19 protein-coding genes are annotated in these 16,471 nt (G+C 57.9%); 6 read left to right on the top strand and 13 right to left on the bottom strand.

Translation table 11 applies throughout. The features are described 5' to 3' along the window. Entirely contained in the window at positions 1-1,179 is a 1,179-nt protein-coding gene (locus GDN47_RS05200; protein WP_152092725.1) for an AAA family ATPase, read from the bottom strand. 455 nt (positions 1,180-1,634) lie between these two features. Between GDN47_RS05200 and GDN47_RS05195 the strand changes: the two genes are divergently transcribed. Further along, complete coding sequence (locus GDN47_RS05195) at positions 1,635-1,847, top strand: cold-shock protein (protein ID WP_069613123.1); 213 nt, start codon at positions 1,635-1,637, stop codon at positions 1,845-1,847. Positions 1,848-2,212: 365 nt separating this feature from the next. On the opposite strand, the gene dusA is transcribed toward GDN47_RS05195, so the two are convergent. Beyond that, positions 2,213-3,226, bottom strand: coding sequence for a tRNA dihydrouridine(20/20a) synthase DusA (gene dusA, locus GDN47_RS05190; RefSeq protein WP_152092724.1), 1,014 nt, complete (start codon positions 3,224-3,226; stop codon positions 2,213-2,215). 139 nt (positions 3,227-3,365) lie between these two features. Between dusA and GDN47_RS05185 the strand changes: the two genes are divergently transcribed. Together GDN47_RS05185 and GDN47_RS05180 are read left to right on the top strand one after the other, a co-directional pair. Next, entirely contained in the window at positions 3,366-4,061 is a 696-nt protein-coding gene (locus tag GDN47_RS05185) for a fumarylacetoacetate hydrolase family protein (RefSeq protein WP_113333051.1), read from the top strand. 16 nt (positions 4,062-4,077) lie between these two features. After that, positions 4,078-4,608 carry a gamma carbonic anhydrase family protein gene (locus GDN47_RS05180; protein WP_113333050.1) on the top strand — a complete coding sequence of 177 codons (531 nt, stop codon included), beginning with the start codon at positions 4,078-4,080 and terminating at the stop codon, positions 4,606-4,608. Positions 4,609-4,659: 51 nt separating this feature from the next. On the opposite strand, the gene GDN47_RS05175 is transcribed toward GDN47_RS05180, so the two are convergent. The 3 genes from GDN47_RS05175 to GDN47_RS05165 are packed head-to-tail and all read right to left on the bottom strand — an operon-like array spanning position 4,660 to position 6,744. Continuing rightward, a complete protein-coding gene (locus tag GDN47_RS05175) occupies positions 4,660-5,058 on the bottom strand; it encodes a Fur family transcriptional regulator (RefSeq protein WP_112334637.1) in 399 nt (132 codons plus the stop codon). Beyond that, complete coding sequence (gene znuB, locus GDN47_RS05170; RefSeq protein WP_112721157.1) at positions 5,055-5,882, bottom strand: zinc ABC transporter permease subunit ZnuB; 828 nt, start codon at positions 5,880-5,882, stop codon at positions 5,055-5,057. The genes GDN47_RS05175 and znuB overlap by 4 nt, the downstream gene beginning before the upstream one ends. Further along, entirely contained in the window at positions 5,875-6,744 is an 870-nt protein-coding gene (locus GDN47_RS05165) for an ATP-binding cassette domain-containing protein (protein ID WP_152092723.1), read from the bottom strand. The genes znuB and GDN47_RS05165 overlap by 8 nt, the downstream gene beginning before the upstream one ends. A gap of 100 nt (positions 6,745-6,844) precedes the next feature. Here GDN47_RS05165 and GDN47_RS05160 point away from each other — a divergent pair, with 100 nt between their 5' ends. From GDN47_RS05160 to GDN47_RS05150, 3 genes are all read left to right on the top strand, one after another. Continuing rightward, on the top strand, positions 6,845-7,807 hold the full coding sequence (locus tag GDN47_RS05160) for a zinc ABC transporter substrate-binding protein (RefSeq protein ID WP_152092722.1): 963 nt from the start codon (positions 6,845-6,847) through the stop codon (positions 7,805-7,807). An 82-nt stretch (positions 7,808-7,889) separates the two neighbouring features. Further along, the gene (zigA, locus tag GDN47_RS05155) at positions 7,890-9,095 is read left to right on the top strand and encodes a zinc metallochaperone GTPase ZigA (RefSeq protein ID WP_152092721.1); all 1,206 of its coding nucleotides are present in this window, start codon (positions 7,890-7,892) and stop codon (positions 9,093-9,095) included. Continuing rightward, complete coding sequence (locus GDN47_RS05150; RefSeq protein WP_152092720.1) at positions 9,092-9,274, top strand: hypothetical protein; 183 nt, start codon at positions 9,092-9,094, stop codon at positions 9,272-9,274. The genes zigA and GDN47_RS05150 overlap by 4 nt, the downstream gene beginning before the upstream one ends. Before the next feature lie 8 nt (positions 9,275-9,282). Here the strand turns inward: GDN47_RS05150 and GDN47_RS05145 are convergent, their stop codons facing one another. From GDN47_RS05145 to GDN47_RS05110, 8 genes are all read right to left on the bottom strand, one after another. Continuing rightward, positions 9,283-10,005 (bottom strand): PAS domain-containing protein, encoded by a 723-nt coding sequence (locus GDN47_RS05145; protein ID WP_113333045.1) that lies wholly within the window; start codon positions 10,003-10,005, stop codon positions 9,283-9,285. 272 nt (positions 10,006-10,277) lie between these two features. Next, complete coding sequence (locus GDN47_RS05140; RefSeq protein ID WP_152092719.1) at positions 10,278-11,210, bottom strand: lipid A biosynthesis lauroyl acyltransferase; 933 nt, start codon at positions 11,208-11,210, stop codon at positions 10,278-10,280. Between the two features lie 5 nt (positions 11,211-11,215). Further along, the gene (locus tag GDN47_RS05135; protein ID WP_112721150.1) at positions 11,216-12,244 is read right to left on the bottom strand and encodes a zinc-binding dehydrogenase; all 1,029 of its coding nucleotides are present in this window, start codon (positions 12,242-12,244) and stop codon (positions 11,216-11,218) included. Positions 12,245-12,298: 54 nt separating this feature from the next. After that, complete coding sequence (locus GDN47_RS05130) at positions 12,299-13,579, bottom strand: beta-ketoacyl-ACP synthase (RefSeq protein WP_113333042.1); 1,281 nt, start codon at positions 13,577-13,579, stop codon at positions 12,299-12,301. Positions 13,580-13,589: 10 nt separating this feature from the next. Then, positions 13,590-14,795: a beta-ketoacyl-ACP synthase gene (locus tag GDN47_RS05125; RefSeq protein ID WP_152092718.1), complete on the bottom strand. Its 1,206-nt coding sequence runs from the start codon at positions 14,793-14,795 to the stop codon at positions 13,590-13,592. 43 nt (positions 14,796-14,838) lie between these two features. Then, a complete protein-coding gene (locus GDN47_RS05120; RefSeq protein ID WP_095435134.1) occupies positions 14,839-15,312 on the bottom strand; it encodes a 3-hydroxyacyl-ACP dehydratase FabZ family protein in 474 nt (157 codons plus the stop codon). 122 nt (positions 15,313-15,434) lie between these two features. Next, positions 15,435-15,713 carry an acyl carrier protein gene (locus GDN47_RS05115; protein WP_069613139.1) on the bottom strand — a complete coding sequence of 93 codons (279 nt, stop codon included), beginning with the start codon at positions 15,711-15,713 and terminating at the stop codon, positions 15,435-15,437. 218 nt (positions 15,714-15,931) lie between these two features. Further along, positions 15,932-16,360: a L,D-transpeptidase gene (locus GDN47_RS05110; RefSeq protein ID WP_152092717.1), complete on the bottom strand. Its 429-nt coding sequence runs from the start codon at positions 16,358-16,360 to the stop codon at positions 15,932-15,934. Between the last annotated feature and the right edge of the window lie 111 nt (positions 16,361-16,471).

Raw genomic sequence — 16,471 nt, 5'->3', positions numbered from 1 at the left:
TTAGTTCCAGAAATTAAACTGAATAGGCTTAGATACCTCTGGCTCCAATTGATTTTTCCGAAGTAAATCTCCCGGCGTCATAAGATTTTTTCTAACTACTTCCTTACTTGCTTTATCGGCAGGCCTAATTGTAGTGTCTCCGTCTACGGATTTCACAATTCGTATGTTCTCAATACCGACAGAAGGATGATCTATTAGTTCTGGGCTATGCGTAGTGATGATGATTTGCTTCTGCCGCGAAGCCTCAATAATGGCGTCAGTGATCACTGAGCAAGCAGCGGGATGGATGGTGGCTTCTGGCTCCTCAATCCCCAAGATTATGTTTCCATTTGCATTTTGAGTTTTCTGAAAAAGAGCCACTAAAATACCGAGGGATCGCAGAGTGCCGTCGGACATTTGAGACGAGAAGAAACGCCAAGCATTCTTTTGACCGGCAACCCTTTGAAGAAACTCGATTGTTTCAGAAGGTCCCAAATTCTTGTGAGAGATGCCCTCAAGCTGCTCAACGATTTGCTTTAGATATTCACAAATGCGGTTGAACTCATAGCTATTATGCGTTTCTAAGTTCCGCAATACCGAAGCTATATTCTTACCCGTGCGCAATAAATATTCACCATTATCGTGAGCTTGAGGAAGGCGAAAATCTTCAGGATAGATGTTATAGAAATGCATCATTGAAAGAACATCAAAAACCTCCCGAACCGAGTGTATACTAGATAGAAGCTGAATAGCCAATCTATCTTCAGATATACTATCCGGAGAAAGTTTTTCTGTACTGAAAATTCTTTTTCCGTTCTCGTATTTTAATTCTGTGACCTCAAGCCCATCTTCAGAAATAGCCAAATGCTCTTTTTGAACTTTATGAGAACCATCGGGGGCGGCACCGACCTGAAATGAATATATCGCGTTTCTTCCAGAGGGCAGAGTTAATCTCAGCTTTATTGCAAAATTAGTAGGATGACCTCCTGAGCGCTTTCTGACAGCAGAAAGTCCCGATCGTTGCCTAATTGCAAAATCTAAGGTTGAGTTAAGTGCATCAGAAACGAAATTCAATGAATCGACAAAATTACTTTTTCCACTCCCGTTAGGGCCGACAAGTACTGTTAAATCAGATAGATCGACCATACAGGAGCCAATACTCTTATAGTATCGCAAAGTTACTTGATTGATCAGCCTCATCAAAATACTCCAGCAGAGTGCGTTTCTAATTAAGAATCGCGACCTCAACGCACTATATAACACCGCAACAAACCCGCAGTGTATATCATAACGCCCTCGATCAGAATTTCCGGTTACCCAATCCGATATCGCCCACAACGTTGCTACACGCGCTTATAAACTAATCCAACCCCTTGAAATCTCCACCCAATCCCACCCGTTTCCCACCCTGCCCTGATATTGCCCCTTGCCTTTTTCCACAAACCCTGTCACCCATATGCATGCTCGGGCATTTGCATGCCGGTGACTGGACTGATTTGGTGATCCGCTTGCGACAGGCAGTGGTTGGGTCTTTTGACCCGCGCAGACGTTCTTTCCCCGTACGTGACTTCTCGACTGGCTTTCGCATGCTGCGGAAGCAAAACCGTCCGGTCTATCCGGATAAACTAAGACTGATGGGTAAAGGACTATCCCCCATGGCCACCAAGGGCACCGTAAAATTCTTCAACCAGGACAAGGGTTTTGGTTTCATCACTCCTGACGGCGGTGCAAAGGACGTTTTCGTCCACATCTCCGCTCTTCAGGCTTCCGGCATCCAGTCGCTGCGCGAAGGCCAGCAGGTCACCTTCGACACCGAGCCGGATCGCATGGGCAAGGGCCCGAAGGCTGTCAACATCCAGGCTGCCTAAGCCTATTGTGACTGCCTGAACAAGGTTTCGAACGGCGCGGTGAAAACCGCGCCGTTTTTTTTGTGAGGAGAGCACCCTCGTCCTGAAGCAAGCTTGGCTATGCCCCTCACCGCAAGTCCGTTGTCTGCCCCGGAACATCCTAACATTCCGTCATCCTCGGGCTTGACCCGAGGATCCAGGCACAGGCCCCATCGCCTCCTCTGGCGAAAAGGGATACGCTGCCAAAGCGAAACCAGCACTCTTGTCGATTTAAACGCACCAATGTGCTTGGGCGTGGATCCTCGGGTCAAGCCCGAGGATGACGGGTGTGAGGTGGTAGCGAAAGCTGCGCTCGAAGGAAGAAGGTAGTGGGGATCAGTATCCCCTCAAGCACTCACCCGCTCACGTTCACCCGCAAAGTCCACCGCCGCGAAGGCGGCGGCAATCACCTCCGGCCCCGCCTCCGGTTTGTTGGCGTCGGTGGAAAGGATCTGGCGGTAGCGGCGCGAGCCCGGCAAGCCGGTGAAGAGGCCGACCATGTGGCGCGCGACATGCTGCAGACGGCCGCCATTTTCGATATGGCGCTCCACATAATCCATCATGCGGTCGCGCAGCCCGTTCCAGTCAGCCTCGGCGGCCGGTTCGCCAAAGAAGCGATGGTCAACGTCGGCGAGAATGGCGGCATTCTGATAGGCGGCGCGACCGAGCATCACGCCATCGACGTGGGCCAAATGCGCCTCAGCCTGATCCAGCGTCTGAATGCCGCCATTGATGCCGATGAAAACCTCAGGCCAGCGCTGCTTCATGCGGTAGACGATATCGTAGTCCAGCGGCGGTATTTCGCGGTTTTCCTTCGGCGACAGGCCCTTCAGCCAGGCCTTGCGGGCATGAATCCAGATCGCATCGGCGCCGGCATCGAGCACGCGCGTCATCAGTTCGGGCAGCGCCACTTCGGGTTCCTGCTCATCGACGCCGATCCGGCATTTCACTGTGACGGGTGCCTTCGAGATCGCCTTCATCGCCGCAATGCAGGATGCGACCGTCTCCGGCGTCAGCATCAGGCAGGCGCCGAAGGTGCCGGATTGCACGCGGTCGGATGGGCAGCCGACATTCAGGTTGATCTCGTCATAATGATACGCTTCGGCAATCCGCAGCGCCTCGGCAAGCTTGGCCGGATCGGAGCCGCCAAGCTGCAGCGCGACGGGATGTTCGGCAGCATCATGCCCCAGCAGCCGGTCGCGCGGCCCGTGAATGATCGCATCCGCCACCACCATCTCGGTATAGAGAAGCGCATGCCGGCTGATCTGCCGATGCAGGTATCTGCAATGGCGATCCGTCCAGTCGATCATGGGGGCAACCGCAAAGATCTTGCGGCCAGTTTTCAGTGCGTCGCTATACATGGGAAACCTTTCTGATCCGCGCTCTACACCAAATCCCTCAAAAACGCCAGTTTTCGCGGCTGTAACAATAATGCTAGCTTGCCCGAAGGAGTCGGACGGCAGCAGCCCTCTGAAAAAGATGAGAGTTTCGAAAGCGCATATGAACGCCCCACTAACGACAGTCATTCCGCCACCTGCCCCTGTCCTTCTGCCGATCGAAGGTGAGACCGAGTTTTTCCCCGTGCGTCGCGTCTATTGCGTCGGCCGCAACTATGCCGACCACGCCATAGAGATGGGTCATGACCCCACCCGCGAACCGCCTTTCTTCTTCCAGAAGAACCCGGACAATCTGCTTGTCTCGAGCGATTTCCCCTATCCTTCGCTGTCAGCGGACGTGCATCACGAAGTGGAGCTAGTCGTGGCGCTGCGCGGCGGCGGCGCGGACATCCCGGTCGAACAGGCACTGGATTGCGTCTATGGTTACGGCGTCGGCATCGATTTCACCCGCCGTGACCTGCAGGGTGAAGCCAAGAAGCTCGGCCGCCCTTGGGAAATCGGCAAGGCCTTCGATCACTCGGCTCCGGTTTCCGCATTGGTTCCAGCCACCCGCGTCGGCCATCCCGACAAGGGCGGCATCTGGCTGATGCGCAATGGCGAGTCCGCCCAGAGAGGCGATCTCTCTCAGATGATCTGGAAGGTGCCGGAAATCATCGCCGAACTCTCTAAGCTGTTCACGCTGGCCCCGGGCGATATCATCATGACAGGTACGCCCGCCGGCGTCGGCCCCGTTGTCCGCGGCGACCGGATCAGCTGCGCCGTCGATGGCGTCGCAAACCTGGTACTGAACGTCGTCTGATCGAGGAGGATCGACCATGCCGCTCTACGCCCTTGCCGGCCTCACACCGAAAACGCCAGGCCCCGACCGATACTGGATTGCGCCAGACGCAAGCGTGATCGGCAAGGTCGAGATCGGCGAGGATGTCGGCATCTGGTTCGGCTCGGTCCTGCGCGGCGACAATGAGCTGATCGCCATAGGCAAGGCGACGAATATTCAAGAAGGCACGATGATCCACACCGATCCGGCCTTTCCGGTTTCAATCGGCGAAGGCTGCACCATTGGCCATCACGCCATCATCCATGGCTGCACTATCGGCAACAATTCGCTAATCGGCATGGGTGCCACCGTGCTGAACGGCGCGAAGATCGGCAATAATTGCCTCGTCGGCGCCAATGCGCTCGTCACGGAAGGCAAGGAATTTCAGGATGGCTCGCTGATCGTCGGCGCACCGGCAAGAGCCATCCGCACCCTGGACGAAGCTACGATCGAAGGCCTGCGCCGCTCAGCTCAGCATTACGTCGCCAACTGGCAGCGCTTCGCGCGTGACCTTAAAAGATTGGATTAGAATTTTCTTATAAGCAATTGATGGAACGCTGAATACGTTGCGGCCCGTAGCTCAAGCCGCGCAATTGGCGCAATGACCGCGAATTTCGATGGTCGACTTCTCCGCCTTGAACTTCTGCGATTTCAGCCAGTCCATCAGCCGATGATCCACTTCGTGATCATGAAACTCGATCACCTGGCCGCAGCTTTCGCAGATGGCAAAGGCAACGAGGCCATGGCTATGGCAATCTTCGTGCGGATGCGCGCAGGCGACGAAGGAGTTGATGCTCTCGAGCCTATGCACGACGCCATATTCCAGCAGCTTGTCGAGCGCCCGGTAAACCTGCAGCGGCGCCCGAAAACCCTGATCGCGCAGCTTGTCCAGGATGGTATAAGCGCTGAGCGGCGCCTCCGCCTTGGTCAGGATATCGAAAACGAGGGACTGGTTCTTGGTGAGCATCGGAGTGGTCATGATGACTGTCCTCTCTGTTGCGCCGCTGGCGTGCCGCTCCTGCGAACGAGGGGCAGCAGACTGATGATAAATAGAACGAGCGCCGCAACCACGATCGACGGGCCGGACGGCGTATCATAGCGCAGCGATCCGAAAAGCCCGCCGACAACGGCGATGGCGCCAAGCAGCGAAGCAAAGATCGCCATTGTTTCCGGTGTCGAGGCAAAGCGGCGTGCGGTGGCCGCGGGAATGATCAGCAACGCGGTGATAAGCAGGATACCGACGATTTTCATAGCGATCGCGATCACCACAGCCATCAGCAGCATGAAGAGAAGCCGCGCGCGCTCCGGCCGCAATCCTTCTGCCTCGGCAAGCTCGGGATTGACTGTCGAGGCCAAAAGCGGCCGCCAGAGCCAGGCAATCGCCGCCAGAACGAGGATGCCGCCGCCCCAGATCACCGCGATATCGGACTGGCTGACGGCCAAAATGTCGCCGAAGAGGAAGGCGATGAGATCGATCCGCACCCAGCTCATGAAGGCGACGATGACAAGGCCGATGGCCAGTGTCGCATGCGAGAGAATGCCGAGCAGCGCATCCGCCGACAGCGCCTGCCGCCGCTGCAGGAACAGAAGCAGGATCGATACGAGAGCCGCAACCGCGAAGACAGAGAGTGTTAGATTGAGCTGAAAAAGTAGCGAGAGGGCCACGCCGAGCAATGCCGAATGCGAGATCGTGTCGCCGAAATAGGCCATACGTCGCCAGATGATGAAGCAGCCGAGCGGCCCGGTCGTCAGCGCCAGCCCGACGCCGGCGACGACGGCGCGCAGGAAGAAATCGTCAAACATGGCGCTCCCCCTCGGCATGGTCATGGCCGTGATGATGATCATCGTGATCGTGGCGATGATGATGGCCATCATCGGCATGGCAATGGTCCGTAATCGAACCGTCCGCATGCTGCACGCGACCGTCAGGCAGATGCGTATGATCGTGATGGTGGCTGTAGATCGCCAGGGATTGTGCCGCCCGCGTACCGAACAGCTTCACATATTCCGGGCTCTGGCTGACGGTCTGTGGCGTGCCGCGGCAGCAGACGTGGCCATTCAGGCAGACCACAGTATCCGTCGCCGCCATCACGACATGCAGATCATGCGAGATCAGCAGGATACCGCAGCCCTGCGAATTGCGGATCGACTTGATGAGATCGTAAAGCGCGATCTCACCGCTGAAATCGACCCCCTGCACGGGCTCGTCCAGCACAAGCAGATCGGGCTTGCGGGCGATGGAGCGCGCCAGCAGCGCCCGCTGGAATTCGCCGCCGGAAAGATGCTGCACCTCGGCTTTCGCGAGATGCGCGATGCCGACGGCTTCAAGAGCAGCAACCAGCTCGCGCTCCGGCAAAGGCCCGGTCAGCGTCATCAACCGCTGCACGCTAAGCGGCAAGGTCCAGTCGATGGCAAGCTTCTGCGGCACGTAGCCGACCTTCAGATTGGCTATGCGGTCGACACGTCCTTCGTCCGGCTTCAGCACGCCGATCGCCGTCTTGGCGCTGGTCGATTTACCGGAACCGTTCGGGCCGATCAGGGTGACGATCTCGCCGCGACTGACGGAGAAATCGACGCCACGCACCAGCCAGCGTCCGTCGCGGCGGACGCCGACATCATGAAGCGACACCAGCGGCCGGCTCTTGCTGTCGATGGAAGAAAGCATGAAATTTCCAATTGCACTATTGCGCCATGCTATCGCACACGTTATAGCATAACGCAATTGATGTAATAACATAACAGACCCATTCAAGGGCATTTCTGGCATGAACGCAGCAAAAACTCTTCTTCCCCTCGCCGCCTCCCTTCTCCTTTCCGGCCTGCTCGTCAGCACAACCGCCACGGCTGCCGATGCGCCGAAAGTCGTCGTCTCCATCAAGCCGATCCACTCGCTGGTCGCAGCTGTCATGCAGGGCGTCGGCACCCCGGATCTGATCGTCGATGGTGCTGCTTCGCCGCATACCTATGCGCTCAAGCCGTCGAATGCGCGCAGCCTTCAGGAGGCGAAAGTAGTCTTCTGGGTTGGGCCGGGCATGGAAGCTTTTCTGCAGAAGCCGCTTGCCGCACTTGGTACCAATGCCACCGTCGTTGAGCTTGACGACGCACCCGGCATCGCCAAACTGAAGTTCCGCGAAGGCGGCGCTTTCGAACCGCATGACGATGGCGACGAACACGAAGCCAGCGATGATCATGCACACGATCATGGCGAGTTCGACACTCACCTTTGGCTCGATCCGCACAATGCCAAGGCGATGGTCGCCGAAATCACGACGTCACTGGTCGCGGCCGATCCCGCCAACGCCCTCACCTACGAGGCAAATCAGAAGACCTTGGACGACAAACTCGATGCGCTTGATGCGGAAATCGCTTCGACGCTCGCCCCCGTGAAGGACAAGCCTTTCATCGTCTTTCATGATGCCTACCAGTATTTTGAGCATCGCTATGGCGTGCGTGTCTCAGGCTCGATCACGGTCAGCCCGGAAACCATCCCGGGCGCGCAGCGCGTCGCCGAGATCCATAGCAAGGTCGCCGATCTCGGCGCGACCTGCGTCTTCGCCGAGCCGCAATTCGAACCGAAGCTGGTCAATGTGGTCCTGGAAGGCACGGCGGCAAAATCTGGTGTTCTGGACCCGGAAGCCGCAACGCTGCCGCAAGGACCGGATCTCTATTTCGACCTGATGCGCGGCATCGCAAGCTCCCTGAAAACCTGCCTTTCAGCACAAGGCTGAACATCGCCGAAGGAAGCGAGCGCATGGCTCGCTTTTTTCACCACAGTAAATGTAATGATATTACATTACAAAAGAGGTTGTCATGAACAAGAAGCTCCCGGTTACCGTCCTCTCCGGTTTTCTCGGCGCCGGCAAGACGACGCTGCTCAATCATATCCTCAACAATCGCGAGGGCCTGCGGGTCGCTGTCATCGTCAACGACATGAGCGAGGTGAATATCGATGCGGCTCTGGTGCGCGATGGCGGCGCTAATCTCTCCCGCACAGAGGAACAGCTCGTCGAGATGACCAATGGCTGCATCTGTTGCACGCTGCGCGACGACCTGCTGAAGGAAGTCCGTCAGCTCGCGGAGCAGGATCGCTTCGATTACCTCCTAATCGAATCCACAGGCATTGCCGAGCCCCTGCCCGTTGCAACCACCTTTGAATTCCGTGACGAAGACGGACGCAGTCTTTCCGACGTTGCCCGGCTAGATACGATGGTGACGGTCGTCGATGCGGCCAATCTTCTTGCCGACTACGGATCGACGGATTTCCTGGCCGATCGCGGTGAAACCACAGGTGAAGGCGATAACCGGACCATTGTCGACCTGCTGGTCGAGCAGATCGAATTTGCCGATGTCGTCATTCTCAACAAGGTCGGTTCGGCAACGGTTGAACAACGCGACGCCGCCCGCAAGATCATCGTCGGCCTCAACCCCGATGCGCGTCTCATCGAAGCGGATTTCGGTGCAGTCGAACCGGTGGAGGTTCTCGGCACCGGACGCTTCGATATCGATCGCGCCGAAACGCATCCGCTCTGGTACAAGGAATTGCACGGTTTCAAGGATCATGTTCCCGAAACGGAAGAATATGGCATTCGCTCCTTCGTCTACCGCGCGAAGAAACCGTTCGACCCCGCGAAATTCCAAGCCTTCCTCAATCGCTCGTGGCCGGGCGTTGTCAGAGCCAAGGGCTTCTTCTGGCTGGCGACGCGGCCCTATTATGTCGGCGAAATGAGCCAGGCGGGTGCGCTCGTCCGCACGGGCAAGATGGGCCTCTGGTGGGCTGCCGTGCCGCAGGACCAATGGCCGCGCGATCCCGGCTTCCAGCGAGCGCTGGCACCCTATCTCGATCCGATCTGGGGGGACCGCCGCCAGGAGCTGGTGTTCATCGGCGCCGACCCCATGAGCGAAAAACAGATTACCGCCGAACTGAATGCCTGCCTCGTCAAGGCGGACCGCTTCACGCCCGAACGTTGGCGCAATCTGCCCGATCCCTTTGCAAGCTGGAACAGGTTACCGGCATGAAACAGCCGAAAGTGATCCGGTTCCGCTGCTACTGCTTCGAATGCAGCGGCGATAACGAAGAGACGAGCGATCGATCGCGGTCCGATACGGTCGAAGCGGATCGAGACAGCACTAAATCAAGCGAACACAATCTTCGCCTGATACCGGACGTGATTGGAAAACTGCTGTTTGAGGCCTGAACGCGAGTTCAGGCCACCAGCATGCCTGCGGGAACGGCGATGATCTCGTGCATGACGAGCAATGCGCCGATCACTTCCGCCTTTGCCCGCAACGGCGTCATCGTGCAGTGGAATACCTTGCCAGGTTCGATCTGGCGATAGGAGGGATAAAGGCACTCCACCTTCTCCCCGGTAAAGCAGGCATCAAGCTTCGCCTTGAGGCTGTTTTCGAAATCTTCCGCACCGACAAATTCCGAGATATGACGTCCCACGAGTTCCATCGGCTTCGACTTCAGAAACTCCGAATTGGCGGCGTTGCTGTAGAGGTAGCGATAGTCCCGCGTCACGACGGCAACGCGATCCGGCAGGCTGTCCAGAATGACATCATTGAGAACGCTGCTTTCTTCGAAGCCGAACGCATCGTCCCGATCGATCTTCTCGCTTGAAAATGCCCGAAGAACTTCGCCTGCTGCTTCGCTTGCACCGCCGAAGTAGCGATCGATCAATACCGACAGCGATGCGGAGTTGCGCATGACGCGCGAGCGATCGTCCGATTCTTCTCGGATGAGATTGTTCATAAACTGGAGCTGCATGTAAATTTCAAGCAGGCTCGTAGCCTTATAGGCCAGGATAGCCGCGATAAGTGGCTCCAATTCGCGATCGAGTGACGCTACAAGCTCATCATCGCCAAGTTTTATCGCACGCTGAATCTGGTTACATTTCGTGGAGAAGGCATGAAAGAGTGCCAGCAAAATTGCCCTCCTGTCCCCGCACACAGCAGGACGCAGGGGCCTCGTTTCCCGGCGTTACCATGCCCAAGGATATTCAGCTTGGTGTCCGCATTCTCACCAAACTTTCTGCATTGTGAATTAACATGACTTATCCCTACTTTCAATCCGGATGAGCGGAAGTTCTCGGGAAAGGAGAACTTTCTGAAATGCAAGGCTTACCTGGCGTAATGACTGCATGAAGACCGGATCAAATATACAATGCAAAACTGTCGCTAACGGGCCGGAATGGATGCCTAGAAAACGCTCTTCTTGATATTCCAGCGATCATGATACCAGAGCCATTGCTCAGGATTTTCCCGCACCCAGCTCTCAACCTTGTCGTTCAGCATCTGCGCCGTTGCGGTCAGATCGAGACCGCCGGCTTCGTTGCGCGGCATCTCGAGCTTCGGCTCGATCTCCAGCCGGTAGCGATTGCCGGGCAGGCGGATGCAGCGGGCCGGATAGACCTCGCAATTGAACTGACGCACCAGCTTCGGCAGCAGCGGATTCGTCTTTACGTCCCTGCCGAAGAACAACGTCTTCAAACCCTTGCGGAATTTCTGGTCGACCAGCACGCCGACGCCGCGACCCGCTTCCAGCTCCCGCGCAAGGCTGAACGAGGAGCCGGCGTGGGAGGGAACGAGGTTGCCCATACGTTTAGCCCGGAAGTCGAAAACCTTCTGAGCGACATAGGGATTGTTCGGCGGTCGGAAGAGTACGGTCACGGTCAGGCCAAAGGCCGCCCCCGCGACCGGCAGTAGTTCGAAATTGCCGGTATGTCCGGTAAAAACGATGAACGGGCGCGGATTGTCCCTCAGATCGAGAAAGATCGGAATACCGGAAACTTCGATGCGGCCAGGCTTGTCGCTGAAGGGATCGAAATCGAAAAGCCGGTCGAGAAACACATATTCTGCTGCCAGGCGCCCCATATTGCCCCAGCTTGCACGCGCAATTTCCTCGATCTCCGCCTCGCTCTTTTCGGGAAAGGCATTGCGCAGATTGGCCAGCATCAATTGATGCCGGCGCATGCGCGGACCGATCTTGCGGGTTAGCCAATCGGCGAAGTTGATGCCTGCATCCGCCGGAAACAGCTTCAGGAAATTCAGGAAGCCGAAAATGACCTGCGCCACCAGCCACTGCCGGAAATTTCTGAGCGCAAGGACGATCCGGGTGATGAAGAGCTTCACGCTGCTCAGTCCATCTTCAGGATGATCTTGCCGAAGATCTGGCGCGATTCCATCCGCTCCAGCGCCCGGTCGATGTCATTGAAGCCGACTTCGGTATCGATCACGGGATGAACCAGTCCGCGCGCCATCTTCTGCATCGCATTGGCCATGTTCTCCATGCGGCAGCCGAAGGAGCCAAGCAGCTTCAACTGCTGCTGGAACAGCATCATCAGGTTCATTTCGGTCGAAACGCCCGAAGTCGAACCGCAGGTGACGAGACGGCCGCCGCGCTTCATGCAGAGCATGGAGCCGGCCCAGGTGTCCTTGCCGACATGCTCGAAAACCACGTCGACACCCTTTTTCTTCGTCAGCTTGCGCACAACGCCCTCGAAGCGGTCGGTGCGATAATTGATGACGTGATCGGCGCCGAGCGCCTTCGCCTTCTCGATCTTGTCGTCGGAACCGACCGTCGTGATCACGGTGCAGCCGATCTTCTTGGCAAGCTGGATCGCGGCGGTACCGATACCCGAGCCGCCCGCGTGAACGAGGATCGTTTCGCCCGGTTCAAGCTTGGCATTGTCGAACAGCATGTGCTCGACGGTACCGAAAGTCACCGGAGCAAGCGCGGCACCCACCGCATCGACGCCGGGAGGCGCCGGAACGAGCAGGCGAGCCGGAAGATTGACCTTCTCCTGCGCGAAACCATCGAGATGGAAACCGTGGACGCCACCGACATGTTCGCACAGATTGTCACGTCCTTCGCGGCAATGGCGGCAAAGACCGCAGGTGCGCGCGCCGTAGATCGATACGAGCTGACCCGGCAGGACATTGGCAACACCTGGGCCGATCGCTTCGACCACGCCGGCAGCCTCCGCGCCGATGACCAGCGGCATCTTGCGCTTGGCAAAGGCCATGCCGCGCCAGCCCCACACATCGATGTGATTGAGAGCGACGGCCTTGACGCGCAAGGTCACCTCACCCGCGCCCGGCGCATCCGGCTCCGGCAGATCGGTGATCTCAAGTTTGCGGTCGTCGATCAGTTGCAAAGCACGCATGGCAAAGTCCCTCGCCTCTCGGGCGCAGTTGTATCCTGTTTTTCAGAAGTCCGATTAAGCCGGTTCAAGCGCCATGACAAGGCTGGCATTCTGGCCGCCAAACCCGAAAGAGTTCGAAAGAACGGCACTTACCTGCTTTTCACGCTTCTTGTTCGGCACCACGTCGAGGATGATCGACGGATCGGGATTGTTGTAGTTGATGGTCGGCGGCAGCGTGCCGGTCAGCATCGTCTGCAGCGAGAACACCGCTTCGACCGCACCCGCAGCCGTCAGCGTATGGCCGATCATCGACTTGTTCGAGGAAACCGGAATGGTCGGAAGCCGCTCGCCGAAGACGGCCGACATCGCGCCATATTCCATCTTGTCGTTTTCCGGCGTCGAGGTGCCGTGCGCATTGATATAGCCGATATCGGTTTCGGCCATGCCGGCATCGGCCAGTGCCGCGCGGATCGTCGCGATCGCCGGGCCGCCGTCCGGTGAAGACCGGGTGCGATGGAAGGAATCGGCCTTGTCCCCCGCACCCTTCATGATGCCGAGGATCTTGGCGCCGCGTGCGACCGCTGCCTCCAGCGATTCCAGCACCAGCGTCGCAGCGCCTTCTGCGATGACGAAGCCGTCACGGTCCTTGCTGAAGGGCTTGGAAGCCTTGGTCGGCGGATCGTTCTGTGTCGACAGCGCTGACAACAGCGAGAAGCGGATCAGCGCCTCGGCGCTAAGCGAACCGTCGGTAGCAACAGTCAGTGCTCGCGTGGTGCGTCCCTGACGGATCGCCTCAATACCGAGCTGTATTGCCGTCACGCCCGATGCACAGGCCGTCGACAGCGTTACCGGCAGGCCGCGCGTACCGAAACGGTCGGCAAGGCGCTCGGAAATGGCGCCGAAAAGAGCCGCTTCATGGAAGGCCGGATCGGGACGCTGGCGCATGGCGGCGAGAAAGCGTTCATATGCATCGCCCTCATGATCTGCCGGAGGAGAGCGGTCGGCCAGTTCGAAACGGGCGCTCCATTCGGGTTCGATCGGCGGCGCAGCCAGGAACAGCGGCGCGTCGAAATCGCCAGAAATCCCGGCTTGAGCCAGAGCTTCAATAGTTGTTTCGCGGGCGAAAGCATAGGAGCGCTCGACCGCGTTCGGAGCGGGAATATCGATGAAATCCACGGTGCCGGCAATGCGCGTCGAAAGGCCGTCCGTCGGGAAGCGGGTAATGCCGTGAATGCCGGAAGTGCCAGACGACAATGCATTCCAATTGTCCTGCAGGCCCTGCCCCAGCGACGTGATGATCCCCATGCCGGTAACGGCAACGATCGGGCGTCCGAGATGATCCTTGTAAGCGGTCATATCCTGTTCCTCAGGCTTCAGCTGACAATACGGCAATGCCTTCGCCGCGCACATGGCCGACGGTCGTAACCACGGCTTTGCGGGCACCCGTAGTCATTGGCTTTTCATGCGCAGCATCGAAAGGCGGCACCTTGGCCTGGCTGGCGACGGCCAACGCCGCGAAGGCGAGCCCGAGCGGGAATTGGCTTTCCAGCCCATGGCCGGAAACGCCGGGATAGGCGCGAATGGCCGAGCCCGGAAGCTGCGCATCGAGCACTGCCTTTTCGCGCTGGGCAAGATCGGGGATCGCTGTCGTGCCGGAAAAGACGACGGTCGCATCGCCGGACATCTGCTTGGCTGGCGCGAGCATGCGCTCCAGTCGCGTCTCGAACTTGCCCTCGTCGCGCCGGCCGCGATCGCCCTCGACGGCATCGATGGTCGCATAGATGCGGGCGCCGCGACCTTCGGCATGCGCACGCGATTCAAGAATGAGGAAGGCGCTGAGCGAACCCATGATCATGCCGCCGCCATCTTCCGACTTGCGCGACCAGATGGGATGCCAGTCACCAGTGGCATGCGCGTTGATCGATTCGATCAGCAGGATCATGTCGAGCCGCTCGGCGGAAAATGCGCCGCCTACGAGAGCATGGCTCGATTCACCGGACTTGATACGGTGGAACGCGGTCTCCACTGCCGAAATACCGGAGGCCTCTTCGCCCATGAACGTGCGCGACGAACCCGTCACCTTGTGCACGATCGAGATGTTGCCGGCGAGTAGGTTCGAAAGCTGCGCCAGGAACAGCGTCGGCCGCAATTCGATCGTCAGCTTCTCGTTCAGCAGCAGCTCGCGGTCGTTGCGCTTCAGGCCCTCATTGACAATCAGCGTATCGACATTGATGTCGCGCTCGCCGCCGCCGGCCGCCACGATCATGTCCATGGTGCCGCAGGCTTCCAGATCATCCTTGAAGCCGGCATCGTCGAGCGCCAAACCGGCGGTGAACACGCCGATGCGCTGCCAGTTTTCCATCTGGCGCTGATCACCACGCTTCGGGATCTGTTGCGACCAGTCTATTTCGGGCAGTGGATGCACGGGATAGGGCTTGAACTTCTCGGTTTCGACGATGGTCGCCGGCGCCTTGTCCGCGGTCAGCAAGGCGACATGCGCGTCCTTGCCAACGCCCTGGCAGGTAACGATGCCGATACCTGTGATCACCACATCATTCTGAGCCTTGCTCATTCATCAATCCTCTTCGAATGCGGCGCCGAACAAGCCGGCAGCATCAACCGTTGGCGGCGATGGCGTCGAGAAGCCCGACTTCGCCTGCCCGCTTGCGCACGATATCGCCGAGCGGCACCTCATTAAACGGCATGGTGCGCAGCTTCAACTGCGCATCGCAAACCTTCTTTCCGGCAATGGTAATACGCGCCTTGGTGACGGCGAAGCCCGAACCCTCATGTTCCAAATCTGCTTCGATATCGAGTTCAGCTTCCGGCTCGACGAAGGTTCGCATCTTCGCGCCATCGACCGACATCAGGAACGGCATGTAGGCAAAATTCGTCGCAGCAAGCACCAGCATGCCCGAGGCCTGCGCCATCGTTTCGATAAGAAGAACGCCAGGAACCAGCGGCATGCCCGGGAAATGGCCTTCGAAAACAGGGCTTTTCGCCGGAACGACGGAATGAGCCTTCAACTGGCCCTTGGACAGATCGACGGACTCGACCCTGTCGATCATCTGGAAATATTCCAGCAGCATCAACGCCTCCGATCCAACCCGGCAATGCAGGACGCGCCGGGCGGGATACGCTATTTAAGAATGAAACCGCCCGGCCGCCATATTCAAAGGCGGCTGGGCGTCAAAAAATGCAAGGATGTCGCTCAGCCCTTGGCAGCGCGCAACTCATCGATCTTGGCACAGAGATTCTTCAGGACGAAGTATTCTTCGGTCGAGACCTTGCCTTCGTTGACTTCCTGCGTCCACTGCTCGAGCGGGATCTTGATGCCGAATTCCTTGTCGATCGCGAAAACGATATCCAGGAAGTCCAGGCTGTCGATGCCGAGGTCGTCGATCGTGTGGCTATCCGGGGTGATGGTGTCACGGTCGATTTCGCTGGTTTCAGCGATGATGTCGGCAACTTTGTCAAATGTAGCAGTCACTGCCCATACCTCTTGAAATAATAATTCATCCCCCTCATAGGGAAATCCATTCCAAAAGCCAATGGTTTCCACCAGAAACCCCGGCAATTTGGCAAGACAGTGTTGCGCAAACAGCAAAATGACTGCCGCGTCATACCTGTGAAATCACGCGCGACATGGACGCGAGATGCGGCAGCATTGCGGCCGAACCGCATGACAAAGCGCTTGTTGGCGAAAGATCACTCGCTGATCACGATGCGGGTGTTGTGGAGCCCGGCATCCGATGTCATCGCAAAGAAAGTGGCGGCATTGCGGGTATCGAGCCGCACGCAGCCATGCGACGCCGGCCGGCCGAGCCGCCGCACCTCATAGGTGCCGTGAATGGCATAGCCGCCGCTGAAGAACACGGCGTAAGGCATCGGCGCATCGTCATATTTCTTCGAGCGGTGATCCCTGGACAGCCATTTGGCCGTGTAGGAGCCGGTCGGCGTCACATACCCCCGGCGCGCCGTCGACACTCGCCAGCGATACTTCAGAGCCCCATCCTCCGAAACGGTCATTGTTTGCGATCGAAGATCGACCACTGCAAGAACAGTCCCGGCATGGGCCGAAACGGTGTGGAATTGCATGCACAGGCATGCCGTTACTGCGAACGCGATACGCCTCATCTTGCCCCTCCGACTGTTTGCTTCCTTATGAAGCAATTCAGACGATGGGAGAGTCTATCGCTATGCTGATTATACCAAATTAATACATATAGTGAGCGATTGCTTAATTTA

Source organism: Martinezella dioscoreae, from assembly GCF_009176305.1.
GTDB lineage: Bacteria > Pseudomonadota > Alphaproteobacteria > Rhizobiales > Rhizobiaceae > Rhizobium > Rhizobium dioscoreae.
Note: the sequence above shows the minus strand (reverse complement) of the source record. Positions and strands in the feature narration are given on the sequence as shown.